The following is a 6816-nucleotide window of genomic DNA, read 5'->3' on the forward strand; positions in this document are numbered from 1 at the left end:
AAGATTCGATGTCTGCATCGTCGCCAATGATTGGCATGGCTGCACCATCAGCTTCTTCGGAAGAATCGGATGCAAACCAGCTCAATCGTTACCTTCTCAAGAAGGTCGACGAATTGGAATTGTCGGTCCGCAGCGCAAACTGCCTCAAGAACGACAACATCATCTACATCGGCGACCTCGTGCAAAAGAGCGAAGCCGAAATGCTGCGTACGCCTAATTTCGGTCGCAAGTCGCTGAACGAAATCAAGGAAGTGCTCTCATCGATGGGCTTGCGCCTTGGCATGGACATCCCCGGATGGCCGCCAGAAAACATCGAAGAGATGGCAAAGAAGCTTGAGCAAGAACTGCTTGGCTAAAGAATATTGGGCCGAGGCAGTGCTTCGGCCCAACCAAAAGGGAAATGGCCGCCCTTAAACGGCCAGGATCGGGGTACCTGATACGGCCCCCCTACGAACGAAGGAATGAAATATGCGCCATAAAGTTGGCCACCGTAAGCTGCAACGTACCACGTCGCACCGTACCGCGATGCTTCGCAACATGGCAGCGTCGCTTATCAAACACGAACAGATCAAGACGACTTTGCCAAAGGCGAAGGAACTGCGTCCTTACATCGAAAAGCTGATCACGCTTGCGAAGAAGGGTGGCTTGTCCAACCGTCGTCTCGCGATGAGCCGTTTGATGGACGACAAGCAGCTGGTAAAATTGTTTGACGAACTGGCAACGCGCTATGCCGACCGCAGCGGTGGTTACAGCCGCGTGATCAAGGCTGGTTTCCGTGGTTCCGACGCTGCACCAATGGGCGTCATCGAGCTCGTTGACCGCAATGTCGACGCCAAGGGTCAGGACAGCGGCCCAGTTGAAGTATTGGACGACGCTGAATAAGCACGTCTTGCTTTAAGAGTTTCAAAAGGGCGGTATCCGAAAGGGTGCCGCCCTTTTTCATGGAGTGATTATTTCGTCCGAGCGCTTCGACCGGCCAACCAAAAGAGCAGGCTGGAAATCAACCATGCCACCGAAAGCACAATCGTAAACCGTCCGCCGCGCGCGTCGCTGCCCAATATGCCGGCAAAGACGCCAATGTTGATCTGCACTATGCCAGCAACCAACATGGCCTGCTGCAATATGCGCCTGCGAAACCGCGACGCGATGCTGCCGACGATGGCGATCAGCAATACCGCGCCGAACCATAGATTGGTCGGGTTATCCTCATTGCCAATCATGCCGACAGCCAAGTTGGACCAGATGACCATGAACCCGGCCAGCACAGCAAACATTGACCCGAGGCGGAAATACCAGTTGGATGACAGGTGCACCGCGAATTCAATCAGGCCACCCACTATGCCGAAAATGATAGCGGCGACGATGAAGTCGGTTTCGTCCCAATTAACTTCTGTTGTGAACTGCATCGCGACCAACGGCGTCAGGATAAGCGCAACAGCGCCGCCCCAGCCCAAGATTCGCCAGATATTCCGTCCCGGCCTTGCCGGCCCATTATTCTCTGCATGCATAGCATTGCCCTTTTCCGTGAATGAGAGCTATGCATACAGCGCAGCGACATTGCGGGCATGAGCAGGACATGAGCATTTGGTGAAAAATGAAATCAGATAGTCTCCGGTTCGGCCGCTTCACGCTTCTGATTAGCAGCCGACGCCTGCACTGTGATGGCGCGGTCGTTGATGTCTCCAGCCGCTATTTTGATGCGCTTGTTTTGCTCGCAACCAACGCCGGCGCGCTTGTCTCGAAAGACCAGTTCATGGACGATGTCTGGCGCGGCGTTCCGGTAACCGACGAAGCGCTCACACAATGTATCCGCAGCCTGCGCCGTGTGCTTGGGGATAATGCCGCGCGGCCGATCTTTATCGAAACCGTTCCAAAGCATGGCTATCGTTTCATCGCCCCTGTCGAACGCGACATTGGTCACGCGGCAACCGCATCCATCACCACAGCTGCCACGAACGATTGGGCGACATTTTGGGCACTGGGCGGGGCGGGCGTTGTCGGCGGTGGCCTGGCGGGGCTGTTGGGTGGTTTGTTTTACGGTTTTGCCGGGGCCTCGCAGCCAATGGCACCGGGCATGGGCGCGACGTCTATCGTCCTTGTCCTGACGGCGATTACGGTGCTGGTCGCGTTATTGGGCGCTGCAGGCGTGAGCTTCGGCATTGCTGCGGTTGGCCTTTGGAATTCCGGGCGTTGGTCCGCGATTATGGCCGGCGGCGCGGTGGGCGGTTTCCTGATCGGCGGTATTGTGAAGCTGCTTGGCTTGGATGCGTTTAATCTGGTGCTCGGGCAATCGCCCACCCAAATGACGGGCGCGCTGGAAGGTGCGGTGATTGGTGCCTCTGTCGGCCTTGGTGTATGGCTTGGCCGACGGCAGGCGCGCCACATGCCGCTGCGTTTCGCGATACTGCCGGCAGCTGTGATCGGTGGCCTCGGCGGTGCAGGCATTGCGATGGCCGGTGGGCGCTTGCTTGGCGGCAGCATATATGAGCTGGCCCGGCTTCTTCCCCAATCGCGGCTGCGGTTCGATCAGATTGGTGGCTTCTTTGGCGAAACGGGCTTTGGCCCCATCAGTCAGATCGTCACCGCCGGTCTGGAGGGCATGTTGTTTGCGGCAGGCGTTACCGCTGCCATCTTGCTGGCGCAGCGGCAACGGGGTGCATGATTTCGACGAAAATGCGAAATATTCTTGCGGGCGACGGCGGGAATAGTTGGCGTTCACGCGTGGACGCTATAGTCGGATGACAAAGAATTCGAGAGTTGGGGAAATGATAATATGCGAAGTGTATTTTTGGTCGGTGCAGCCTTCATGATGGCCCCGATTTCGTCGGCTGCTATGGCCGCAAATTCAGCCACCACCGATGTCGCGGTCAAATTGACCTATCCGCAGACCAAAACCGTCAATGTGGTCGAGGAGCAATTCGGCGTGAAGGTTGCGGATCCCTATCGCTGGCTGGAAGATGATGTGCGCGTCAATCCAGAAGTCGCCGAATGGGTGAAGGCGCAAAATGCCGTCACCGATGCATATCTGGAAACATTGCCCGGCAAGAAAATACTCGCCGAGCGCATGAAAAAGCTTTTCGATTACGAACGCTTTGGCCTTCCTGAAAAAGCCGGCGGCTATTATTTCTTCACAAAGAATGACGGCCTGCAAAACCAGTCCGTGCTGTATGTGCGCAAGGGCCTAACGGGCGCGGACCGTATTTTGATCGACCCCAATCTATGGGCAAAAGACGGTGCCACTGCGCTCGATAGCTGGGTACCGTCGAAAAATGGCAAGCTGGTGGCTTATGCTGTTCAGGACGGCGGTTCCGACTGGCGGACGATTAAAGTCATCGACACCGTGACCGGCAAGGTGCTCGCCGACGAAATCAACTGGGCAAAATTCACCAACATAAGCTGGGTGGGCAATGACGGGTTTTTATACTCGCGATTTGCCGAACCAAAAGAAGGCGCCGCATTCCAGCAGCTGAATTATAACCAGACGATCTATTACCACAAAATCGGCACGCCCCAGTCGGAAGACAAGCCAATATACGCAACGCCGGACAAGCCCGAATATGGCCATAGTGCGCAAGTGACGCACGACGGCAAATGGGCGGTCATTACGACGTCGTCCGGAACCGATGAGAAGTATGAACTGCACGTCATGCCACTTGGCAAAAAGCCAACATGGAAGCCGCAACCGCTTGTCAAGGGTCTGGAGCATGATTGGGGCCTGATCGAAGGCATGGGCAACACTTTGTGGTTCACCACCAACAAGGACGCCCCAAAGCTTAAGGTTGTTAAGGTCGATCTGGGTGCGAAGACGCCTGTATTTACGGACGTTATAGCGGAGCGGGCGGAAACATTGTCGCGCGCGCAGATCGTCGGCGATCGCCTCATCCTGTCATATATCAAAGATGCCAAATCGATGGCGCTGATGACAGATCTCGCAGGCCAGCCTGTGCAGGAAATCAAGCTCAGCGCAATCGGGACGGCCAGTGGCTTTTCAGGAACGCCAGGTGACGCGGAAACATTTTACGGATTCTCCAGCTTCAATCAGCCCGGCGCCGTATATCGTTTCGACAGCAAGACGGGGGCTTCGGCGCCCTTCGCGCAGCCAAAGCTAAGCTTCAACCCGGCGGACTTTTCGGTCGAACAAGTGTTCTATCCGTCGAAAGATGGCACGAAGATCCCGATGTTCATCGTGCACAAGAAAGATCTTGATCTGACGAAGGGCGCGCCGACGTTGCTCTATGCCTATGGCGGGTTCAACATTTCGCAGACACCCACTTATTCAGCGACGCGTATGGCTTGGCTGCAATCGGGCGGTGTATTCGCCCTCGCCAATATTCGTGGCGGCGGCGAATATGGGAAGCCTTGGCATGATGCCGGCCGTTTGATGAACAAACAAAATGTCTTTGACGATTTTGCCGCCGCAGCGGAATATCTTATATCCAGCGGCGTTTCGGCCAAGGGCAAGATTGCCATTGAAGGGCGGTCCAATGGGGGACTGCTGATTGGTGCCGTTGTGAACCAGCGCCCTGACCTGTTCGCTGCTGGCCATGCCGCAGTGGGCGTGATGGATATGGTCCGCTTCGACCGGTTCACAGCGGGCCGTTATTGGGTCGATGATTATGGCTACCCCAGTAAGGAAGCCGACTTTAAAATGCAGATGACTTACTCCCCCTATCACAACATCAAATCGGGGGTCGAATATCCAGCGGTCATCGTCTCGACCGCAGATACCGATGACCGTGTGGTTCCGGGGCATAGCTTCAAATATATCTCCGCCCTGCAAGCTGCAGAAACCGGCAACAAGCCCAAGATCATCCGCATCGAAAGCCGTGCGGGCCATGGTTCAGGCAAGCCGACCGATAAGGTTATTGACGAATATTCGGACATTTATGCGTTTCTCGCAAAATGGACGGGGCTGACCCTCACCGAATAATTGTTCATAAAAAAGGCGATTTAGATGAACAAATGCTGACAGGTCAATTCAGCATCCGGACAACCCGAATCGCCTATTCGCTCTCCATCGGCACAGAATGACTGGACCGGTTCAAGGAGAACGAAGATGAATTTCATGACCAAAACTTTGCTTGGCGCGGGAGCTGCTGCTGCAGCTTTGGTGAGTGTAACCGTTCCCGCCCAAGCGCGTGATCGCCATGACCGCAACCGCGACCGTGACAGCATAAGTGCCGGCGAAATTATTGCCGGAGCGGTCGTGCTCGGTGGTCTTGCTGCTGTGCTTTCAAGCGGCAACAATGGCCGCAACGATCGCCGCGGTTATGATGATCGCTATGATGATAACCGCGCAGGCTATAATTACGACAATCGTGGCGGCGGCGGCCGCGCCGCCGTAAACCAGTGCGTCGCCAGCGTTGAACGCTGGGCCAATGGCTACCGCCGTTCGGACGTCACGCAAGTGCGCAGCATCGAACGGACGCGTTTTGGCTATCGGGTCACAGGCAATGTCGTTGTTCAAGACGGCGGACGTGGCCGTTACGAGAATAACCATTACGGCAATGACCGATTTGGTGGCAACGCTTACCAGCGCGGTTATGACAAGGGCCGGTTCACCTGCTTTGTAGAGCGTGGCCGCGTGGTCGACATCAACTATCGCGGATTGGAACAGTGGCGCTAAATTTTTAAAAGCTCGCGTGGGTATAATGAGGCTCAATCTGGAGACAGGTTGAGCCTCTTGTCATTTCGACCGCGATGTTCGCTTCGCCGCGTGGGACGGCTGGCTTTGCTTGCCACAATTCGAAAAACCCGCCACAGTCGCCTCATGGCAAATATCCTCGCATTTCTGTTTGGCTTGATTGCGCTCTTGCTGGCGATCATCGGGTTCATTCCGTTGCTCGGATGGCTGAACTGGCTCATTATTCTGATCGCTGGCGTCGGCGCGGCCTTTGGCTTCGCGTCGGAAAAGGACAGCGGCCGCAACTTCTGCTTGGTCGTTATAGCCATTTGCGCGCTGCGCCTCTGGATCGGCGGCGGGATCATTTGATCCCCACGCGAAGGCTTAGCAAAACATATGACCGACAAATCTGAAACCGCGCAGCCAAGTGGCTTGCCTTATGCCCTGTCGGCATATCTCATCTGGGGCTTCGTCCCCGTTTATTTCAAGCTGCTGAGCCATGTCTCGCCAATCGCGGTCGTTGCCCAACGCGTCTTGTGGTCCATTCCGCTGCTGCTGGTCATTATGGCCTTTCGCAAACAGCTTGGCGAATATGCCGCCATTTTCCGGCACAAGGCGCATTTGCGCAATTTGCTCGCCTCTGCCACGCTGGTCGCCATTAACTGGCTGATTTACATATGGGCCGTTTCCACAGACCATATTTTGGCAGCCAGCCTTGGCTATTATCTCAATCCCTTGGTGAACGTCCTGCTGGGGCGTCTGTTTTTAGGAGAGCGATTGCGACCGCTTCAGATGGTCGCCGTTGCCGTCGCCGCCATTGGCGTTTCTATCCTCATCGGTGATGCGCTCGATACCTTATGGGTGTCGATATCGCTCGCTTTAAGCTTTGGCCTTTATGGCCTTATCCGCAAGATTACCCCCGTTGGCTCTGTTCCCGGCCTTGCGACCGAGACAACATTGCTGGCGCCACTGGCCTTGGGCGCGGTACTCTATTTCGCGCACGTTGGCGGCGGCGGATTTGGGGATGATGTGACGACGTCGGTGCTTTTGATATTGGCAGGTGCGGTCACTGCCATCCCGTTGCTGATGTTCGCGACCGCCGCCCGCCGGATGAGCTATACCAGCCTGGGCTTTGTGCAATATACGGCACCGTCCATTGCTTTCCTGCTGGGTGTGTTCGTGTACGGTAGCCA

At 55.8% G+C, this 6816-nt stretch carries 8 protein-coding genes; 7 read left to right on the plus strand and 1 reads right to left on the minus strand.

What is annotated here, in order from left to right; translation table 11 throughout:
* Positions 1-356 (plus strand): DNA-directed RNA polymerase subunit alpha C-terminal domain-containing protein (locus tag ACIQ5B_RS09505; RefSeq protein WP_397598806.1); only part of this gene is annotated, 356 nt, incomplete at its 5' end.
* Positions 357-468: 112 nt separating this feature from the next.
* Positions 469-882, plus strand: coding sequence for a 50S ribosomal protein L17 (gene rplQ / locus ACIQ5B_RS09510; protein ID WP_183941945.1), 414 nt, complete (start codon positions 469-471; stop codon positions 880-882).
* Between the two features lie 68 nt (positions 883-950).
* Here the strand turns inward: rplQ and ACIQ5B_RS09515 are convergent, their stop codons facing one another.
* Entirely contained in the window at positions 951-1508 is a 558-nt protein-coding gene (locus ACIQ5B_RS09515) for a hypothetical protein (protein WP_397598807.1), read from the minus strand.
* 86 nt (positions 1509-1594) lie between these two features.
* Here ACIQ5B_RS09515 and ACIQ5B_RS09520 point away from each other — a divergent pair, with 86 nt between their 5' ends.
* From ACIQ5B_RS09520 to rarD, 5 genes are all read left to right on the plus strand, one after another.
* The gene (locus ACIQ5B_RS09520; RefSeq protein ID WP_397598808.1) at positions 1595-2662 is read left to right on the plus strand and encodes a transcriptional regulator; all 1068 of its coding nucleotides are present in this window, start codon (positions 1595-1597) and stop codon (positions 2660-2662) included.
* 111 nt (positions 2663-2773) lie between these two features.
* Entirely contained in the window at positions 2774-4930 is a 2157-nt protein-coding gene (locus tag ACIQ5B_RS09525; RefSeq protein WP_397598809.1) for a prolyl oligopeptidase family protein, read from the plus strand.
* Between the two features lie 126 nt (positions 4931-5056).
* Complete coding sequence (locus tag ACIQ5B_RS09530; RefSeq protein WP_397598810.1) at positions 5057-5626, plus strand: hypothetical protein; 570 nt, start codon at positions 5057-5059, stop codon at positions 5624-5626.
* 144 nt (positions 5627-5770) lie between these two features.
* Positions 5771-5992, plus strand: coding sequence for a hypothetical protein (locus ACIQ5B_RS09535; RefSeq protein WP_183941941.1), 222 nt, complete (start codon positions 5771-5773; stop codon positions 5990-5992).
* Positions 5993-6019: 27 nt separating this feature from the next.
* Positions 6020-6816: EamA family transporter RarD (gene rarD / locus ACIQ5B_RS09540; RefSeq protein ID WP_397598811.1), on the plus strand; the 797-nt coding region annotated here is incomplete at its 3' end.

The organism is Sphingorhabdus sp., from assembly GCF_044374345.1.
Lineage (GTDB): Bacteria > Pseudomonadota > Alphaproteobacteria > Sphingomonadales > Sphingomonadaceae > Sphingorhabdus_B.